We start from the raw sequence: 20,187 nt of genomic DNA on the forward strand, positions 1-20,187 counted from the left end.
AATAACGATTGATGTGTTCTAAAACGAGAAGTAGGTGACGGGGACTGTTTCAGAGGATTTTTTTACCATCGGAACCGTCCTCTCGGAATCCTAAATTATTACCCCCTTTTTTAAATGACTACATGGTGAAAATCTAAATCTATGATGGTAATTTAAATCAATACCTTAATGGCGTTCAAATACCATTTATGATATAGAAGAGTTGTGGATTAATACCTGTCATTGGGGTCAGTCAGTCCACCGGCTAATAACGCTATTATTTAGTGGGGACTTACCCTAATGTCATACGTGCCATGATAGAGTAAAAGACTCTTAATTCACAGTATTACCCGTAAATCATGGCTACAATCATATCATTTTAAATGAAAAGGGTTTCCTTAAGATGGAGGACGACATTCTTGATAAAAGGAGATATTATGAGAAAAACAATAGAACAATACATATCGACTTTGAAAAAGGTGACGGTTGACGTTTTCGAGGTTGAGACATTTTTAAAAAAACAGGAACAACTTCAAAGAGACATGTTGGACTATAAAGAATTGGCCAATGTTATCCTTGAGTTATCCGAAGAAGGTATCATCATACCGGTCCGTTCATCCAAACCATATGCAATGGACGAACGGATCTTTAATCGGTACAAAAAAGTGAGAAAACTAGAAGACGATGAGGATCTGCTTAAAAATGAAATGTTAACCGCTTTTAACCGAAGAATGTCGATGGTTATATATTTAAAAAAGGTCCAGCAATACCTAAAAGATAAGGAGATATTATTGGCCATCAGCGATTTTCTACAGAATCAAATGCAGGATGAACCGTTTGTTTCGGTGAATGAACGTTCTTATCAATTGATTGGAAATGAAAAACTATTATTCAGTGAAAAAGGGAGTAAAATACTCAAAAACATCGGGGTCACCTATGAGGACTTGTGTTGCTATCAGACCTACGAGCCTTTTTTTATTACCAAATAGGTAAAGAAAAAGACGATGCAATCTTAATCGTGGAAAACAAAGATACCTTCTTCAGTCTCAAAAAACTGTTTATGGAAGATATCTGTTCATGGAATGGGATTTCGTTCTCAATGCTGATTTACGGCGAGGGTAATAAAATCACGAGGTCGATTGACTATCTAGAAGAATTAAATGTCCCACAAGACATAAAGGTGTACTATTTTGGTGATTTGGATCCGATGGGACTTACCATCTTCTACCGCCTGAAGGCTTCAAGCCAAAGGGAAATTCACCTGATGGTGCCTTTTTATAGAGAAATGTGGAATCATCGAAAATATAGTGAAGTAAAAAACGACCAGGAATGGAATGAGCGTGCCATCGAATGCTTTTCTTCGTATTTTGATCCCGAAGAAAGTGAGTTGTATATTCAGTATCTCAAAGAAAATAAATACATTCCTCAGGAGGCATTACACATCGAATTGTTGAGGGGGTTGTCGGATGGAACTAACCAAGCTGTTTGAAGGAATGAGTGAGCGGTACCAAAACCTCTTTTTGTTTTTGCCCGTTTATGAGTTGAATCAAGCGAAAAAACCGAAATTCAAAGAGTTGGATCTAATGGAAATCGGCTTTAGTATTTTATTGTTTATTCTTGAGAAAATGCTGACCGATCGCGGAAATGTGACGAACGAACAACTCAACCAGTTTTTAAGTCAATTGATGAAAGATGTGTATGGAGAATCGTATTCCTATGAGGAAATCAATGAGTTGCGTGAATACATCGTCGATGAAAAATTACGAAAAAGTGGTCAAGATTTTATCTACGAATATATGGATTACCAAAGGAAAGAAACGCAATATGTCCGGTTTAAACTAATCGAATATGATCACTGGACTTATCAGGATCATCAAAACAAGGAAGTCAAGCTCAGGCTGACGGAGAAAGGAATCGAGCTGCTATTTAAGACAAAGGAATACTTTTCTGAGATGCAGATTTCCATTACAATGCTTTATTTTAAGCAACAGCTGGAAAAAGGGGCGTATTCTCAAGTTTTAAACATTGCCAAAGAATTGTTGTTCCAAATTGATTCCCAAATTCGAGCGATGGATGACTACGAAGAACAAATCAAGAGAAATGTGTTGTCTGCTTTTAATCAAAAGGAATTGGAAACCCGTTTGCAGCGTTCGTATGACCAAACGAAAAGTGAAAGAAAGCAAATCATCGATTTACAGAACAATGTCGACCGGGTGAAGCTGAATTATGTCAACGGAGTGTTAACCAATAAGGAAAAGAAAAACTATGAAACGGTCTTAGAAATCGACAGATTATTAAGGAGGGCCACTCCGAAACACGAAAGGCTGTTTTCCCGTAAATTTGCGTTACTTTCATCCTTGACCAACTCGATTCAGATGTTGATTGAAAATGCCTTTTCCAAGCATTTTCATTTTGAACAGGAAATTATTCAAAATTGGATAGAGAAAAAAGTGACGGAAGAAAAAATCAGAAGAATTCTCATCCCTGTGATGCCCTATAAACGGCCACGGGCATTTAATCCGCTTCGTGCGTTTCAACCCCAAGTGATTCGAAAGAAAAATAATGATGTGGTAGAAGAGATTATCGAGGTAGATGAAGAGGCACTCCACCGACAGATCGTGTTAGCAGAACAAGAAGAAAAACGGGAATTTCTGCGGGACAAAGAAATTGTCAAAATGATTCTCCTCCCTTTGGTGGAAAAGGAATATTATTTAATTTCTGATGTGTTGAAGGGATTGCGAAAGTCCAATTTCAAAGCCTATACGGATTTTGAAGAACAGCATCTCGAACGGTTTCTGGAAATCAGCGTAGCAATGCATCAAAGTGTCTATAAAAAGTTCGAACTCATTAGTGAAGAGGAATTAATCTGGGATACGAGAGAAACGAAGCTGCAATGTGAAATAGCGAGGGAGTATCAACAACTGGTGGAAGTACAGGAGTATGAAATGTTAGAAACCCAAAAAACGTATGAGTTTTTGGATGGAACGATTTTGACGGACTATATCATCAGACGGAAGGATAAAGAAAATGACCTTTGAGGAAGATATCCTGATTGCAGCGTATCGGCTGCACCAAAGCTTAATGACCAAAGGGGAACTGCATAAAAGAAAAGATCCTGAGTTATACCGCTTGTATTCCGACCCGGAGATTCGTGAGGTGCTTCATCGCGTCTTTTTGCCAGTAGACCAAGCCATCATTGTGAAAGTAGAAGAAAAGTTATATTTTGTCCCGGAAGTTCACAACGATGCCTATAGTTTTACCAATGAAGAGTTGAGGAAAGAAGTGAAACTAGCTACCAATAAGGAGGTATACCTCACACAATTTATATGGATGAACGTCATCAGTGAATTTTACGGGGAGCAATTCTTACTGACAGGAGAAACACGTTCGTTTATCAAAGTCGATGAAATCTTAAACAAAGTGAAAGATCTGATGGGGAAATTCAAAAAACTGCCGGAAGAGGACCGGATGGACTTGGCGGTTCAATATGAACTCGACATTCCTGGAATGCTCGACGTATGGGATAACCTGCACGAAGTAACCGATAAGGTAAAAGACCTGTCCAAGTCGGATAAAAAAGATTATGGTTTTATTTTAAAGGGACTCCGCTTTTTAGAAAATGAGAACTTAATTGTGGTGAAGGAACAAGAGGAAATTGTAATGACGGAAAAAATGAAAAGCATTGTCGGTCAATATTATCATCAAGAAACCCGAATCAATGAGATTAAAAAGTTATTAAACGATATCGGTGAAAGGGAAAGGAGGGAAATTTATGCCTAGAATTAATAAAGTGCGTTTATCCAATATCCGACTCGATGATAAAAACAAAATCATCGGGGACAAGACCTTTCATCTATACGGGGAAAACAGCTTGTTTTTATTAGAAAACGGCGGAGGGAAATCCAGTATCATTCAATATATTCATCAATTGATTTTACCCAATCACGAAATGGGTAACCGGAAAATGATAGAAATGGTTCCGGTAAACAGTACTATTCATGTGGCAGCAGAGTGGATTCCAGATGAGGAGTATCGTTCTTCTTTCGTTACCGGGTTTTGTTTTGAAAACACAGGGAAAAAATCCAAGGACTCGGACGAATCGTACCAATACTTCAATTATATCATCGAATACGATTACGATGGTTCGTATCGAATCGAAGACTTGCCCTTTGTCGTGAATGGAAAGGTCAGCAACCTTCATCAATTAAAAGATAAGCTTAAAAGGTCGAAAGGGGTCCATCTCCCTCCGACAAACAACCGATACCAAGACGGGTTAGAAACGCATAAAATTCTTACAAGTGAATGGAAAAACATCTCCCTAGTCAATAGTTCAGAGGGTGGAGTCACCGACTTTTTTGAAAAAGCGGACACAACACAGCGGCTGTTGGAAAAACTGTTGATCCCGTCCGTAATGGAGAGTCTATATCCGGAAGAGAAAGAGCGATATTCTTTTAAAGAGTCGTTCAAGGAATATAAAGACAGCTTAATGGAATTACCGCAAATGAGAAAAAATCTACGGGATTACAATGTGATCAATGAGAATGCCGACCAAATCATCAATGTGTGTAAGGAATATAACACGTATAAAGAAAAACTGGTAGAGTCGCAAGTCCTATTATCCCGTCTATACGTGACCTTATTGAAGGACTCGGAAGCTAACACAAAAGAATTGGGAGAACTGGCAACCCTATTAAAACAAGTGGATGAAACCAAAGAAGAGTTAAACTGGAAAATTCAGTCCTATCAGGTTTTTTTGCTAAAAACGAAATACAAAACGGCAAAAGCGAAAGCAGAAGGTGACAAAGAACAGGTAGAAGAAACACAAAAAGAGATCGTCCAGTACAAGAGAAAAGAAAAGGAACAGCTGGCAGCAAGAGCTTATGGGGACTATAAAACGAATAAAGGAAAATGGGATCTAAAATCCGCCGAATTAGAAGCCGCTCAATTGAAAGAGGGAGAAAGACAGGAAGAACTTCAACTCATCAAAAATAATCTCTCCCGCCGATATTATTATTTAATAGACCAAGATAAACAGGCCCTAACGACCTTGGAGCAAGAAGGAAAAGAAGTAAAAATAAAGTGGGATGAGGACCGCAAAGCCTTATCCGTGATAGGTAAGGAAATAGAAAAAAAGGGGAAACGACAGGCAGTTCTTGATCATCGCGTTAAGACGTACGAAACGGAATTGCTCGGTTTAAAGAAAGAGTTGCTGGTGGACTGGAAGGAAAACGAAATCATCACACATCAACACTTAACCCAAAGAACCGAACGTGCATTGGAGCAAGAAAATCGGTATAAACAGGAGACCGAACAGAACCAAACATCGATCAAGGAGTTAGAAAAGTTGTTGGAACGGAATGAGATGAATAAGGAAACCACCAAGAAGGAGCTGACGGAGGCAGAAAAAACGTTTGAAAAGTTTGCGGACAGCGAGATTGCCTTGAGGGAAAACACCTATAAGTATCTGACCATTCGGGTAAACGATCATCTTTTTGAAGACCAAGACGCGATAGTGTGGAAGATTAATCGAGTGAAACATCAATATGAGGATGAAATCATTCGGTTGTCGATTGAGATGGATTCGATTGACCAAATCCGAAAAGTAATTGAGGCAAAAGGGTATCATATCCATCACGATTTGGAAAGAGTGAAAGAGTATTTGGTTCAAAAAGACATTGATGTCGTATTAGGAGTGGAATGGATTACCAAGGTGATAATGGATGATGTTTCAAAGAATGAGCTGCTACAAAGGAATCCATTAATCCCATTTTCAATCATTGTAGAGGACGCCCAATTGACGAAAGTCAGACGCACGTTGGACCAATACAAGGATGAATTGTCGATTCCTATCTTTTTGGTCAACAAGTCCCGTATAGAAGAAGAACCGGTGAAGGAATCCACGTTTGAAGTAGGAACTACCTCGCATCTTTTCCACCATTTTAGAGTCCGTTTGAAAATGGAAGATTGGGAAATGTATGTAGGAGAACTCGAAAGTAAATGGGGACAATGGGACGAAAAGCGGGAAGAATGGAAGCAAAAATTGCAGGAAGTACAGTCATTCGAATATACCCTCTTGGACTTTTGGAAACAGTACATGCCTTTTTCTCGTAATGAGTTATCCGGTCAGGTCAAAGAAAAAGAACTGGCGATTCAACGTTTGAAGGAAGAAAGAGCAGAGCTACTCCTGCAAAAAAAGGAAAAGGAAGCCTCCTATCGTACCTCCAAGGCAAATTGGGAAGAGAGTGAGAAAGAAAGAATCGAATTTTCGGAGAAAACGAGAAAAGTAGCAGACTTTATCGGTCGTTATCAATCTATTGAAGAAGAGAAAAAAGAGCTGGAAGTACTCAACACTCAATTGACTCTCCTTCTTCAACAAAAGAGTCACTACGATGGTCTGATGGAAACGTGGCGATTAAAAGCAGATGAAATCAAAAAACAATCCAATCAAGTAGAGACGCATCTGAAGTTGTTGAAAAAGGATGAGGTAGAGTATCAAATCCGGGATTTACAGGAAACAACCGCTTGTACGGAAGTGGAATACAAGACAATGCTTGAAAAGTATAAAGCGTTTCGAGCTACCCTTTCCGGTGATACGAAGACCATTGAGGAGATTGAATCCACGTTGACGTTTTACGAGGAATTGATCAACCGGGCAGAAGAGGATATTGGCCTAAATGGATTTACCGTTTACTCAATGGAAAAGCTGAGGCTGGACTTCGAACCACGTCTATGGGACCAAATAAAAGTAGAATTATCCTTACTAGAAGATAGAATTATAGGGGAACAGGTAAGGAAAGAAAAGTCTAATACTGCTTATATTCAAGCGCAAACGCATTATGAAACAGAATTGGAAAGATTAGGAGAAGAAGGGATGTATCCATATGGAGCCAATCCCAAGACGGAGATGGAACTCTTCCAAAGCCAGTTAGCGTTGGCGGAGTCGAATGAAAGACGTTGGAAAGAAAGAAACGAGATTCTGCAAAAACAACAATCGAATAATCAGACCGCTATCGATGATTTGGAAACGACAAAAGAGATGTTAATTGGTTCCCATTCTCTTGAGGTTTTAGTAGAAGAGAAATGGAACCGGAAGAAGCCAATCCACAATGTGAGGGAGATACGGAACAGCATCGGTACTCAGCGAAATGAGATGGAGAGCTCCAGAACCGAATTACTCAAGCAAATTGATCATCTGAATGAGGAAGTACGGAAAACCGGTAATACCCAGTTAATGCAAATGACGTTCGATTTATCCAAAATCCTGGACAGTTCGATTGAAGATTATGACGAAATCATTCGCACCTTTGTGAATTTATTGGAGTATGTCCATAAGTTGGAAGAGAGCATTCAGCTGAGGAAAAAGGAATTGGACAAGCGGAGCGGAGAATTAGTCGAGCAAATGTATGACCGAGCCGAAACCGTCTATAAAAACATTATGGAAATCGCCAATAGTTCCCAAATTGAGGAAAAGGGAGAAATCACTTCCTTATTTAAAATTTATTGGCCAAAGAAATCCATTGAAGAAGGCAAACAAGAGCTGGACCGGTTTATCCAACGGGTATTAGAAGAACTCGTAGAGATGAATAACCGAAATGCCAAGGTGGAAGAAATGGACACGATCTTTGAAAAAAGGGTCAATATGATTGATATCTTAAATTGTTATGCGGAGACCTCGCGCTGTAATATTAAGACCTTGAAGCATCGTAATGAATTACTAAATAAAAATGACTTTTATCCGTGGGATCAGGTAGCCAAGTGGAGCGGAGGAGAAAAACACGCAACTCAGATTTCTTTATTTATCACCTTGATTAACCATTTGCGCAAGAAAAGATATGCCAAGGAAAATGCCTGGAAATTTATTATCCTGGATAACCCTTTTGGGAAAGCTAGTTCCGATTTTGTTGTGAAACCAATGGTTTCACTGGCACAAAAGACCAACACCCAATTATTCTGTTTTACCGGAATAAAGGAGAAGAGCATTCAACGGGAATTCGAGACTGTCATCAGCAATCAATACGTGGAACAACGAGGGCGTCTGCATTTAAGCACGGAAGAAAAGCACAAAGACCCATCGGTTGCGGTATTAGATAGTATCTTCTTTGTTAGACAAGGGTGATAGTTTCCTTAAGAAAAATGGAACTACATCATTTGGGGTAAATTGGGGTTAGAGCCCCGATATATTAAAAAGGTGGTGCCACGGGGTGAGTCCCCGGCTAATCAACGCATTAATTAGTAGGGGACTAGTATAGTAATAAGGTCAAATAAATATGAAAAAGGCCACCGTTTTTATTGTAAAAATGGAAGTACCTATCACAGAACTTCTAATTTACTACCCCCACCAAGGAGTTGAAAACGATGGCATATTCATTATTTAACCATATTCAAAGGTAAAAATGGAAGTTAATGGACAGAGTTTGTAAGAGAGACAGGGACTGGAAATATTTTGATGGTGGCGATTGATGAAGCAAAAAACACACAAAAATCACTAATTGGAACGTTTTATGGGGATATTTAGTAAAACCCTTTGAGTTTGATGCGTTGATGACCTGGTTAGGCATTCCCAAAAAAGATTATTCATATGGAAAAGACAAAATACAACTATAAAGAGGTAGTGGTGGGCATTGAAACCACTGGGCATTATTACGAAGATATGGTTCGAAATGCAATTTATATGGGTATCATGTTAGAACCTTGAATGCAGCTACCAAAATTGCTTGTGTGGGATAGATTATCGTAACTTTGTCCAGATCCCGTATTCTTCTCTATCTAATGAGTCTATGACAACTAGAAATAAATGAAAATTATCAGAATTTGATTGCAAATTGGAGGAAATCTAATAAAATCTGAGATATACTAAAACTAGTGGATTTGACAAAAGTACAAGTGATTTCTTTAGAAGAATACTAGTGATACTCCTTGATAAAAATTCATTTGAAGTTGATTTGGCGGGAATTCTCCTGATTCTTCAGACAGCAATTATTTTGCAGTTAGGGAGTGGCTTCTTCAAAACTGCTTGTGACCTGCGTGCCAGGTCTGGTGGGTTCGATTCCCACGCAGTCCCGCCAATACTGACTTTTCTACGTTTTTAATAAAATATTCCCTCCACAGTCTTTTTCGTGTTTTTTGACTAGACTGTTACAGACTGTTTAGTGAAACTGTGGAGGGCATTTACTCTTAGTCGCCTATAAAAATTCATAGGAGGCTATTTTTATGCAAAAGAAAACCGTTCGGAAATATAGACGTGGAGAAGGTAATGGCAAGAGTGGCACGGATGTATTAGACGATTTAACTTTGGATGAAATGTTTAGTAAATTCATGACGTTTAAGAAAACAGAAGGGCTTGCACCTAGAACCTAAGAGGAATATATTATTCATTTTGAATACATAAAGGAATTTTTCGGGGACAATAAGACAAATAAAAATATCACGGTTGAAGATTTTCAGGAGTATGTCGGATACATGCTTCATGAAAAAGAATTGTCACCAATGACCGTTGATATTAGAGTACGGACTATAAGGGCATTTATCCGGTACTTTCATAAAAAAGGGTTCATAACTGAACCAATACATGAAGATTTCAAGACAATAAAAACACCGGAAGATACATTAGAATCATTCAATCCCGACGAGATAAAAAGTTTATTGTCTGTTATAGAAGAAGATTTATATACGGGATTTCGTGACAAGGTAATTGTATTTGTGCTGTTAGATACCTTAGTCCGAATATCGGAATTGGTTGCAATGAAACGTAGTAATGTAGATCTTAAAGCAGTAAATTTTGTGCCTGTCACCGCCTAATAAATGTCAAAATTTGTCGAAAAGAACTAATGTAATTTCTTGGGTGTAAATAGTTATACGATAAAGGTATTCTCTAAAAAACGCTAATATTAATGAAATAATTATATCCTAAACATTAAAAATTGAATAAGCTGAAGAATGCCCAAGATTAACTTATTAAATATGGTTATTCTTGGGCTTTTTTTGTTAAATATAATTTGTATCAAGGACCAGTATGGTAAAATAATACTATTCTTAGATAAATATATTACAAGGGGAACTACCAAATGAAGAAACCATCCTATTTTTATCAATTTCTTGAACCAATGTCAATAGAGCTAGCTTTAGTTGCACGTGAACTTGAAAATAGTATTTTCACTAGCCCACGGACCATGCTTACACATGCAAGGATATTTGTAGAAAATATTTTAAAACAGGTTATTCAAGCAGAAAGGTTGCCTGATGAGCAATGGTCAAATATAAAAGATCGGATCGATTTATTAAATGTAAACGGTTATATTAAACCTGAAATTCGAGATGCACTTCATCATGTTCGACAAATCGGTAACCAAGCTGCACACGATACTCGGACATTTCGTTTTTCAGAAGCGTTATTATCTTGGGAAGCTATTTATAAAATTGTTAAATGGTATGTAGAGGTATACGGGCCCTTTGATTTTACGGTTCCGAGTTATCAAGACCCCTCACCACAGGTGAAACAAACATTTGACATAGTAGAAATACAAGAGCGGCTCAAATCGTTAGAAAAACTACTTATTGAATCAACGGGAAAACAAAAAGGTAAGCAAGGTGAAGGGGATGCAGAAAAGACTACTGAAGGTATTTCATCAAAGCCAGAACAGCCGGGTTTTACACCTATTCGGACACTGAAATATAAAGGACAAGAACTTGAAGTTCCACACTTCTTGCGTGATGCATTTCTATTGCCTCAACGATTTGCCGTTTCTGAGACCTTTCTTATCAGACTTGGGGCTGAGCAGCAAGCCCGAATTATGAGTGAATTGCCAAACAATCTTGAGGGATTACATAACCATGTTAAACGATATAATGAAAAAAATGATGAAAGCTTCTTTCAAGAACTCACATTATTTATTGAGGAAGAGAAAATACGGAGACAACTTTCCCTTGAACGGCCGGGGGAACTATTCTACTTCTATAAAGCTGATTACATTGTCGTCACGGAAGAATTATCACAAATACCACTTACCGCGAATGAGTTCACAGGTATACCGAGCCTTTTGAAGCAGCTAAATGAGGATCAAATTGAAACAGTCGGACAGCTGCCAAAGGAGCTTGTCATTTTGGCCAAGTATGCAAATGTAGGAATCGGGACTGTTCAGAAGTTATTTGATCAATTAAAGGAAAAACAACAGCAATCTACTCTTTTATCAACAAAATATTAATGTACTGATGTTTAATGCTTGGAAGGGATATTCGGGAGAGGTATATTAGAATAATTCAACTTAATGTAGAAGGATCATGCTTTAAAACCAGTTATTCTTAGTATTTAAAACGCCCAATTTAGAGGAGTATATCACTGTGGATGTAGCACCTGACAATAGGAAGAAATAAAATGTGAAGTTTTTGTGTTAAAGGATTTTTAGCGTTTTGAGTTTCTGGGTTTGGAGGCTTGAAATGCTCATTTTTGGGCTAAAAAATGTAAAGTTCAAGTGTTATGATTAAGATAATACGTTATTACGTGAATAAACTTTGTCAGGAGAGAAAGTAATGGTCAAAGCAGAATTGAGCTATAACCCATATTTGCTTGAAACTAAAGTTAAATTTAATGGGCAAGAACCTAAAATAAATAGTCTTGTTGAGAAATACCAAGAAGGAAAATTGCATGCTTGGATTACAGAAATTCCTTCTGTTTTTTATAATGAGATGAATGGCTACGATTTTGATCTAGATTTTTCTGGGACAAAAGCAGATTTTGAGGAATTGGAACAAGCATTTGTAGATTCAGGGGTTAGCACCAAGCCCGAAACAAAAGGTAGCGGCAAAACAGCCCCTGCTAATGTGAGAATTTTCTTTAAGAATGAATTAGAAGATTCACGTACAAAAAGCAAAGAGATTGATGATATATTAACATGGCTGAACACAACACCAAATCGAAAATTTGATAATGCTGGTTTTAGATTTGAGAATTCTGAATTATTCGACGAACCATTTTCATATTTGTTAATTCAAGCGTCAAATATAAATACTTCTGTATTTGATGGCTTAGATCTTACTTTAGAAAATGCAAATACTGTTAATGAGTTACCTAAGGATTTAACCAACACACCGATTCTTTTTAATATTGATGAAAACACCAGAGCAGAATTTCTAAATTTCTTTGAGATTGTTCATTCAAGACACGACGTTAATGAAAAACAAATATTTTTCTTTATCCATCCCGATTTGAATAGGCCGCATATCGAAAGAATAATTCAAGATAAAGGAATAGCGCGCCCTCAAATTGTTTCTGCTGTAAATGATAAAATGGTAAGCGATTTCTTAGGTATTTATCCAATTGCAGACTATGTAATGAATTCAATAAAGGTCTTTAGGAAAGAGTTTGATTCACTTTCAAAAATTCTTGAATTGGAAAATGAAGAGTCAAGAATTCAAAACGCCGATGTTCACAAACAAATTGATTCATTGGAAGAATCTATTCAAAAATTAAAGGATGTAAATGAAAGATTCATTCAAAGAGATAATTTGGAAATTCCATCAACGTTAACTGCAGCAAAAATTACACTTTACGATAAGATTCAAAACTGGCGAAAAAAGAAAAATAAATATAATAATGACGTAGAAGCTACAAATGCAGCAAGAGAATACTCAGCGGATTTATCTATCTATTTTCAAACCTTTATCACTGAAGTGAATGCTATATTCAAAGTTGAAAAGGATGAAATTTTCAGATCGTTTTCTGCGTTATATTATTTTGCAGATGCATACGATGGTTATAAATCATCGGTAAAAAATGTTTTTGATTTCTCTAGCTATTATATTAATGATTTAACAAATGAATTCTTATCTTTTAGGGAACAACGAATGGTAGAACAACCAGAAGATTTATTTGGTAAGGCAAAGAAATTCTTTGATAAACAAGTGGAACCAAGACCGTTAGTGCCTGAAATTACTTATCCGATTAGTAAGTGGCGTGATAAAGCTAGTCAAATTACTATTCCTAAAGCAGAAGAAATTATAGACGCAGTTTCAGATGCCTTGAAAATATTCTATGATGATGTTGCTAGAGATTATCATGAACACCTTGAAAAATTGATTACTGAAAAGACATCACAAAAAGAAGAGATATCGGACCGACTCTCTGATGAAGAACGTAAATTACAGAAAGATAATGATTGGTTGGCGAAATTTGATGATCAGTTGAAAATTATTGAGAGAGGATAAGTTGATGATAAATAATGAATTAATGCAATCACAAAGTGGAGAACTTGTTTACCAGAATTTATCTCCAGCAGAACAGCTAGATGTCAAGTTAGATATCATTGATGAAACGATTCGTCGAAGAGAACTTTCTCGTTTGACGGAGATGGAGATTGTACCATTTGAGAATTTGGGATTACCGGCGCTTGAAGAAGATTTCATAAATAATGTTCGTCTATATAAAATCACAGAGATGGTTTATCAAAAGGGTGAGCCAGTAACCGATAAATTTACGACAGTTTTTAATACGCTTCAAACCTATAAATCATCCGTGTTCGTGATGATTGACTCTAATGGTAAGCAAACTGATTTTTTTCTAGGAGTTCGGTCTAATGGTGATAATCGTTCGACAGTAACATTAGGAGATACCTTAAAAAATACACTTGTGGGGCATTTTCCTGGTGTGAAAGTCGAAAATGAAGATCGTTCTAAAATTGCAGCGCTATCAACTAGAATAGCTAAGCAACATAATGTAGCTTCAGTTAGTGTCGTTGGTAACAATAAAAAGGATAAGGAACAAGGAAATGAACAGTTTGTTCAAGGGTTAGAAAAACTTGCTCTAGCGATGCACGGTCGTCAATTTACAGGGATAATTGTTGCTCAGAATTCATCTTCTGATGAAATTCAAAGGGTGAGAAAAAGCTATCAAAGACTTTATACGGAATTATCTCCATTACAAAAAGTACAGTTAAATGACGGTATTTCAAATTCTGGGTCAAAGAGCAAATCATTCTCTGAGATGAGCGGTAAACAAAAGGCGGCAATGATCGCTGGAACGACTTCGGGAATCATTGGTGCAGCAGTTGGTGCAGCTGTTGGTGGTATTGCTAACCCAGTAGGAATTATGCTTGGAGGTCAAATTGGTGGAACATTAGGTGGACTTTTCCAATCACTTGCACCAAATGCTCAAGTTACTGAATCATCTTCAAGTTCGGTTACAAAAACGGTAGAGAATAAAGCAATCACGGATATGCTACAACTTATCGATAGTCAGCTTAAAAGAACAAATGAGTTTGATAGTTATGGGATGTGGAATGTTGCGGGATACTTTATTTCCGATGATATGTCTGCTGCCGAGATTGCTGCAAGCAACTATCGCTCATTAATGAACGGTGAAAACTCTGGTCGTGAAGTGTCTGCTATCAACTCTTGGCGCAGTAACTTCAATAACTTTGGGGACTTAACTCAATACTTGTCACGATTTGTTCATCCACAGTTTGTATATGGTGGGAATGTGTTCACCAATGCGTCAACAGCTGTTAGTGGTAAAGAACTTGGACTTCACTTGGGCCTACCTCGAAATACAGTACCCGGTATGCCTGTAATTGAACACGCTGAATTTGGTAAAGAGGTTAATTCGTATCAATTGTTCCCGAAGAAGTCTTGTGATAATCCGAAAGAACACATCACGTTAGGTAAAGTGTTTGATCTAGGCCAAATCACTGACAAAACAGTTGAACTTGATAATAAGAGTTTGAATATGCATACCTTAATTACTGGTTCAACTGGATCGGGTAAGAGTAACACTGTTTATCAATTGCTCAATGAATTACACCATAAAGAAATTCCATTCCTAGTTGTTGAACCAGCGAAAGGGGAATATAAGGATGTATTTGGAAATTGGAATGATGTTAATGTTTACTCAACAAATCCAAATATCGCACCATTGATTAACTTAAACCCATTCAAGTTTCCAGAGGCAATTCACGTACTAGAACACGTAGATGGTTTAGTAGAAATATTCAGTGTATGTTGGCCAATGTATGATGCAATGCCAGCGTTTTTAAAAGAAGCAATTTTGAAATCATATGAAGAAGTTGGTTGGGATTTGGGCTCTTCAACTTTTGAAGGTGATGAAGTCGAATACCCTGACTTTGAAATTCTTGCGGAACAACTTGGAAAATTAATAGATGATACTGACTATTCTGCGGAGGTCAAAGGAAACTACACCGGTGCCCTAATTACTCGAGTCAAGTCTCTTACAGTTGGATTGAACAAATTCATCTTTACAAATGAACAAACCCCATACGAAAAACTTTTTGATGAGAATTGTATCTTAGATATTAGCCGTGTTAAATCTAGTGAAACTAAGGCGCTAATCATGGGGCTTATGGTTTATATTTTGAATGAATATAGGGTTGATCGGAAGTCAGAAAATAATGTTGGGCTTAAACACGTTACTGTACTTGAAGAAGCGCATAATCTTTTGAAGAATACATCAGCCGGTGGAGAATCTGATTTAATTGGTAAGTCAGTTGAAATGTTGACTAACACTATTGCAGAGATTCGTACTTATGGTGAAGGTTTCATCATAGTTGACCAATCACCTTCATCAATAGATATCGCTGCAATTAAGAATACGAATACCAAGATTGTTTTGCGTACACCTGAAGCAAACGACCGTGAAGCAGTAGGGCGCTCAATGGGATTAACGCCTGATCAAGTTAATGAAATTGCTAAATTACCCAGTGGGGTGGCTGTCGTTTATCAAAATGACTGGATCAGTCCGGTTCTGACGATGGTTGATAAAGCTAATGTCATAGAAAGTCCATATATCAATGAGAATCCTACTGTAATCAAACCGATTCGTCAGTCTCGAACGGAAATAATGAAAGCAATCATGGAACCGTGGTTGCCACATGACCAAATCTTACATGAAGAACTTATTAGTGCTTTTAATAGTTTAGAAGTTTCTCGTGTAAATAGAAAACTTTTGAGTATTATGATTGCAACCTATACGAACCATCAAGGGCATATTATCTGGGCTGAAAGCTCAATCCCTACACTGCAAAATCTGTTATTCGATATTCTTTCATTGTCCAAAACGACATTTGATACCTTTGTTGAGTCAGGCAATCCAGATGCATTGAGAGCATTCATTCAAAAGAAAACTACAGGACTAATGAAAGAACAAATTGATGAAATTTGTAGTGTATTAACAATGGAGGAAATGGCTGATGGGAATTGATTTTGGCAAAACGATTGACGCTGTTGGCGATGGCGTTAAAAATGTTGGAGAAGTAGCACATAAATCTACGGAAAATTTCCATAAGAAATTCGTGTCTAAAATTACTCCTAAGGATGGAAAGTTCGGAGATGCAACGAAGTTTGTGGCGGAAACGGTTCCTGGTATTTCTGAATACAATGCAGCCCGTGAAGGAAATTGGAAAGATTTTGCTATAGCCGCTGGTATGGATGTTGCACTGATAGGTGTAACTGTTACGACGGCTGGCTTAGCAACTGGTCCAGCTATTGCCGTGAAGGTAGGAACAGAAGTTGGAATAACTGCGGTGAAAACAGTTTTGAGAGAAGGAACAGAGGCTGTTGCAGAAAAAACTGTTAAAGAAACTGGTGAGTTAGCAGTTAAGAAGGCAACAATTGAAGTTGGACAAGCTATTGATAAAACTCGAATCCCAGAATACTTTAAAGGCCAATCTGATATTCCATCATTCGCGAAAAACATGAAATCTGAAACTGTAACCAACTACCAGGAAGCCAATCAACCTATTCGTTATGTAGAAACAAGAAATCAACATTTAAATGGGGATGTCCACACGCATTCAGGAGTTCCTTTTGTAAGAAAAATAGTTGAAATGCCTGATGGTGAAAAAATTGAAGGGGTATTTCCAGAATTTCCGCATCAATATGAAGTAATATTAGATGAAACTCAGTATTTAGATAGCGATGCAAGACAATTCAGAGCTGCTGTTAACCAATTAGGAAAAGACATTGATAGTAATCTGGATTTAGCTAAAAAATTTACTCCTGAGCAGGTAGAACAAATTAAAAATGGCGATACTCCAGATGGTTATGTATGGCATCATTCAGAACAACCTGGAATATTGCAATTGGTGGATAAGAACCTACATGATATTACTGGTCATCATGGTGGCCGCTACTTGTGGGGCGGTGGGTCAGAGCATAGATAATTGAATAGGTGGGATTTATGTGACTGTCATGAAATGGATATTAGCGAAGCAATTAGAAAATGTATCATTGATTTCAAGTTTTGAAGAAAAATATAGAATTATCTTTCCAGATGACTTTAAGGCTTGTGTAGTTGAGCATAATGGTTCAAGACCGAGACCAAATATATTTGATGTGAACTCCCGAAAAGAATTAGTGGCTAAATCATTATTATCATTTAACAGAAATGACTCTGATAATATTTGGCAAACAAACAATCAATTAAATGAAAAATTGCCAAATCAAGTAATTGCATTTATGAGTGACCAGTTTGGCAACTATATTTGCTTCGATTATCGTAATACAAAAGTACCGTCAATTATGTTCTGGGATCATGAACTATCTTACACAAATCCAAATGACTGTTTAAAATATGTTGCTGATACATTTGGAGACTTTATTAAAGGAATATATGATTTCTAATTACAGTCCCCTTGGACTTATTCTTTGAAAGTAATGAAACGGCATATTTTTTAATAGGTATTTCAAAAGAAAATTACGGACAAATATTTTATTTCGACAAAAAGATTGCCAACAATTTTCAGGAGTTTTTATTAAATTATTCTAAGGCTGAAAGATACTTTGAATTGCTTGATAATGATGTTGACCGGGCTGCTAAGGCGATAGAAACGAATTTCGCATCGATCTCGACAATGTTATCGATAAGCGCCAAGACCTCGAGCTGGATGGGTTGATTATCTGTCTTTGAACTATATCGTCATGTTGTGTGATGAAAGGCTACAGCTGCTAGATATGACAACACTTAAAGTAAGAATAAGATACTAGAAAAACTGTTGTTGACAAACTTCAAAATTGTTGTATGGTGAAGATCTTCGTAACTTTGTCCAGTTCCCCGATTCTACTCTATCCTTACTGAGTCTTTGAAAAATAGAATTAAAAGAAAATTATCAGATTTGATGGAAATAGAAGGCAATCTAATAAGAAATATTGGTGTCAGTCCCCCGATGCACTAAAGCTTCACATCATAGTGGGACTGACCCTTTTTCCTCGGGTAGAGAAAGAGATGTCATCATCCTTACCACCGTAGTGAATCATAATGAACCCAATGACTTTGCTGACAATTCAAATTTAATCAATGTGGCAGTTTCACGTGCAGTCAGGAAATTGATTGTGGTTGTATCCGAGGGCAGTGATAAATGGATAGGAACGAATATTGGTGATTTAGTGAGATATATTCAATATAATAATTTTGAAACCATCGAGAGCCAAATCTATTCTGTTTTTGATCCGCTTTACAACAGCTATTCTGATAAATTATTAGACACGTTGAAAAAGAGCAAAAAGGTTTCGGATTTCAAATCAGAAAATCTCATGAATACTGTCATTGAAAAGGTGTTGAGCTTACCAGATTTTCAAAGTCTTGACTGGGTATTGCATCAGCCCTTACAGATGCTGATAAAGGATCCGGCAATGCTAACGGCGGACGAACAACGATATGCCATGAATATATTAACTCACACCGATTTTGTGATTTTTAATAAACTAGACAAAATGCCTGTCTTGGTAGTTGAAGTAGATGGACATGCATACCATGCCGAAAATCCTGTCCAGTTAAAGCGAGACAAAATGAAGGATGAAATTTTACGGAAATATGGGATTCCTATTATCAGAATGAAAACTACCGAAAGCAGGGAAGAGGATCGTTTGAGGGAAACGTTGAATGACCTATTTAAGATAAAGTCAGACTTTGTAGAACCAATGGGTTCATAGAAAAAAGGGGATTATTATCTACCCAATACCAATATTTTTCCGAGGTGATACACTTGAATCATACCAAAATGGATAAAAAAACTATGAATAAATTACTTGGCGCTTTAGAAAGAATGAACGAAACGGCTCAGAAAATGCAGCAGAGCAAGGAACTAAAAATCTGGAGTGATATTTCCGTACCAATTACATTAAAAGAGGCACTTTCAAGGCTTACAAAAGACGAATTAAGTGACATAAGAAAAAATTTAGAAATCCAAGGCGCCAGTGCTTTAAAAAAAGGGGAATTAATAGACTTATTAAGTATGAGGATTCCACTATTGCTTGAAAAGATGTCCAAGACTATGGACCATGAGCGGTACAACTTGATCCAAAAAATAATCCGTAATGGCGGGTCTATCGTTGACCCCAAATTATCTGCACCTCAATTAGATTATTTTCGCACCAGCGGGATCCTCTTTACTGGAACGTATGAGGGAAAAAGGATTGTCGTTATACCTGAGGAAATCGTTAAGAATCAATTTTTTCGAGAGAATGACAAGCAACTAACGGAAATTTCCCGCAGGAATACTGAATGGATCAGGCTTACACATGGATTCCTCTACTATTACGGGACTTTAACTATTAATGATTTATTCAATCTGCTTGAAAAATATCTGAATAAACGTACCAATTTTTCAGAGTATCTTTCAGTAATGGAACAAGCCAGGGGATACTATAAGCGATTCCGTATGGATCATATCGGATTTTCCAATGGTAGAGTGCTTGATCCAGAAAAAGTAAAACGTGAACATCAAATAAGGAAAGACCTACCGTTTTTCCAATTTACTAAAGAACAACTGTATAGAGCCGGTGAACCCGAATTTATCGAACGGAACGATAGCTTTAATCGATTTGTCTACTATTTAATTCAAAACTATGAAATCAGCCGGCAAGAGGCGTATGCTATTGCCGAAGAATGTGTACATGTGGCTCAAATGGGAGAATCCCCAAACATAATTCTTCAATTTCTGCAAGGTAGAATCGAATTGGACAGTATAGAAACGCTGCAGGCCTGTATGGATAAAGTCGTAGATCTTATGAATAACACGAGACAGTGGTTCCTTAAAGGATATTCATCCGTAGAATTAAGGCCAGTTGAGAAGAAATCATTACGGCCATTACCAGATCGTAAAAATAATGTTGTGGATTTCACTAAAAAAGAACAATTAGCAGAAATGACCCATGTCCCTGTGGTAGTGGGAAGAAATATAAAAAGTGTTGTGGAAGATAAATGAA

Annotated in this window: 15 protein-coding genes; all 15 read left to right on the forward strand. The window is 37.2% G+C overall.

Annotation, left to right across the window (positions count from 1 at the left end):
- Positions 1-416 precede the first annotated feature (416 nt).
- The 15 genes from RCG22_RS01340 to RCG22_RS25485 all read left to right on the forward strand — a co-directional run bounded on the left by RCG22_RS01340 (position 417) and on the right by RCG22_RS25485 (position 20,186).
- On the forward strand, positions 417-968 hold the full coding sequence (locus RCG22_RS01340) for a hypothetical protein (protein WP_308105389.1): 552 nt from the start codon (positions 417-419) through the stop codon (positions 966-968).
- Positions 929-1,468, forward strand: a complete 540-nt coding sequence (locus RCG22_RS01345) for a Wadjet anti-phage system protein JetD domain-containing protein (RefSeq protein WP_308105390.1) — start codon at positions 929-931, stop codon at positions 1,466-1,468. Before RCG22_RS01340 ends, RCG22_RS01345 begins: the two co-directional genes overlap by 40 nt.
- Positions 1,446-3,017, forward strand: coding sequence for a hypothetical protein (locus tag RCG22_RS01350; protein WP_308105391.1), 1,572 nt, complete (start codon positions 1,446-1,448; stop codon positions 3,015-3,017). The genes RCG22_RS01345 and RCG22_RS01350 overlap by 23 nt, the downstream gene beginning before the upstream one ends.
- On the forward strand, positions 3,007-3,759 hold the full coding sequence (locus RCG22_RS01355) for a DUF6063 family protein (RefSeq protein WP_308105392.1): 753 nt from the start codon (positions 3,007-3,009) through the stop codon (positions 3,757-3,759). The genes RCG22_RS01350 and RCG22_RS01355 overlap by 11 nt, the downstream gene beginning before the upstream one ends.
- Positions 3,752-8,095, forward strand: a complete 4,344-nt coding sequence (locus RCG22_RS01360; RefSeq protein ID WP_308105393.1) for a coiled-coil domain-containing protein — start codon at positions 3,752-3,754, stop codon at positions 8,093-8,095. The genes RCG22_RS01355 and RCG22_RS01360 overlap by 8 nt, the downstream gene beginning before the upstream one ends.
- A 1,094-nt stretch (positions 8,096-9,189) precedes the next feature.
- Complete coding sequence (locus RCG22_RS01365) at positions 9,190-9,336, forward strand: hypothetical protein (protein WP_308105394.1); 147 nt, start codon at positions 9,190-9,192, stop codon at positions 9,334-9,336.
- Between the two features lie 102 nt (positions 9,337-9,438).
- On the forward strand, positions 9,439-9,777 hold the full coding sequence (locus RCG22_RS01370) for a tyrosine-type recombinase/integrase (RefSeq protein WP_308105395.1): 339 nt from the start codon (positions 9,439-9,441) through the stop codon (positions 9,775-9,777).
- Between the two features lie 266 nt (positions 9,778-10,043).
- A complete protein-coding gene (locus RCG22_RS01375; protein WP_308105396.1) occupies positions 10,044-11,180 on the forward strand; it encodes a DUF4145 domain-containing protein in 1,137 nt (378 codons plus the stop codon).
- A 325-nt stretch (positions 11,181-11,505) separates the two neighbouring features.
- Positions 11,506-13,179 carry a hypothetical protein gene (locus tag RCG22_RS01380; protein WP_308105397.1) on the forward strand — a complete coding sequence of 558 codons (1,674 nt, stop codon included), beginning with the start codon at positions 11,506-11,508 and terminating at the stop codon, positions 13,177-13,179.
- A 4-nt stretch (positions 13,180-13,183) separates the two neighbouring features.
- Positions 13,184-16,183, forward strand: coding sequence for an ATP-binding protein (locus tag RCG22_RS01385; RefSeq protein ID WP_308105398.1), 3,000 nt, complete (start codon positions 13,184-13,186; stop codon positions 16,181-16,183).
- Positions 16,173-17,144: an HNH endonuclease gene (locus RCG22_RS01390; protein ID WP_308105399.1), complete on the forward strand. Its 972-nt coding sequence runs from the start codon at positions 16,173-16,175 to the stop codon at positions 17,142-17,144. The genes RCG22_RS01385 and RCG22_RS01390 overlap by 11 nt, the downstream gene beginning before the upstream one ends.
- 28 nt (positions 17,145-17,172) lie before the next feature.
- A complete protein-coding gene (locus RCG22_RS01395; RefSeq protein WP_308107059.1) occupies positions 17,173-17,604 on the forward strand; it encodes an SMI1/KNR4 family protein in 432 nt (143 codons plus the stop codon).
- A gap of 11 nt (positions 17,605-17,615) precedes the next feature.
- On the forward strand, positions 17,616-17,876 hold the full coding sequence (locus RCG22_RS01400; protein ID WP_308105400.1) for a hypothetical protein: 261 nt from the start codon (positions 17,616-17,618) through the stop codon (positions 17,874-17,876).
- A gap of 256 nt (positions 17,877-18,132) precedes the next feature.
- Complete coding sequence (locus RCG22_RS01405) at positions 18,133-18,912, forward strand: DUF2726 domain-containing protein (RefSeq protein WP_308105401.1); 780 nt, start codon at positions 18,133-18,135, stop codon at positions 18,910-18,912.
- Between the two features lie 68 nt (positions 18,913-18,980).
- Positions 18,981-20,186, forward strand: a complete 1,206-nt coding sequence (locus tag RCG22_RS25485) for a hypothetical protein (RefSeq protein ID WP_308105402.1) — start codon at positions 18,981-18,983, stop codon at positions 20,184-20,186.
- The last annotated feature ends 1 nt before the right edge of the window (position 20,187 follow it).

Source organism: Neobacillus nitrireducens (assembly GCF_030915405.1).
Taxonomy (GTDB): domain Bacteria; phylum Bacillota; class Bacilli; order Bacillales; family Cytobacillaceae; genus Neobacillus.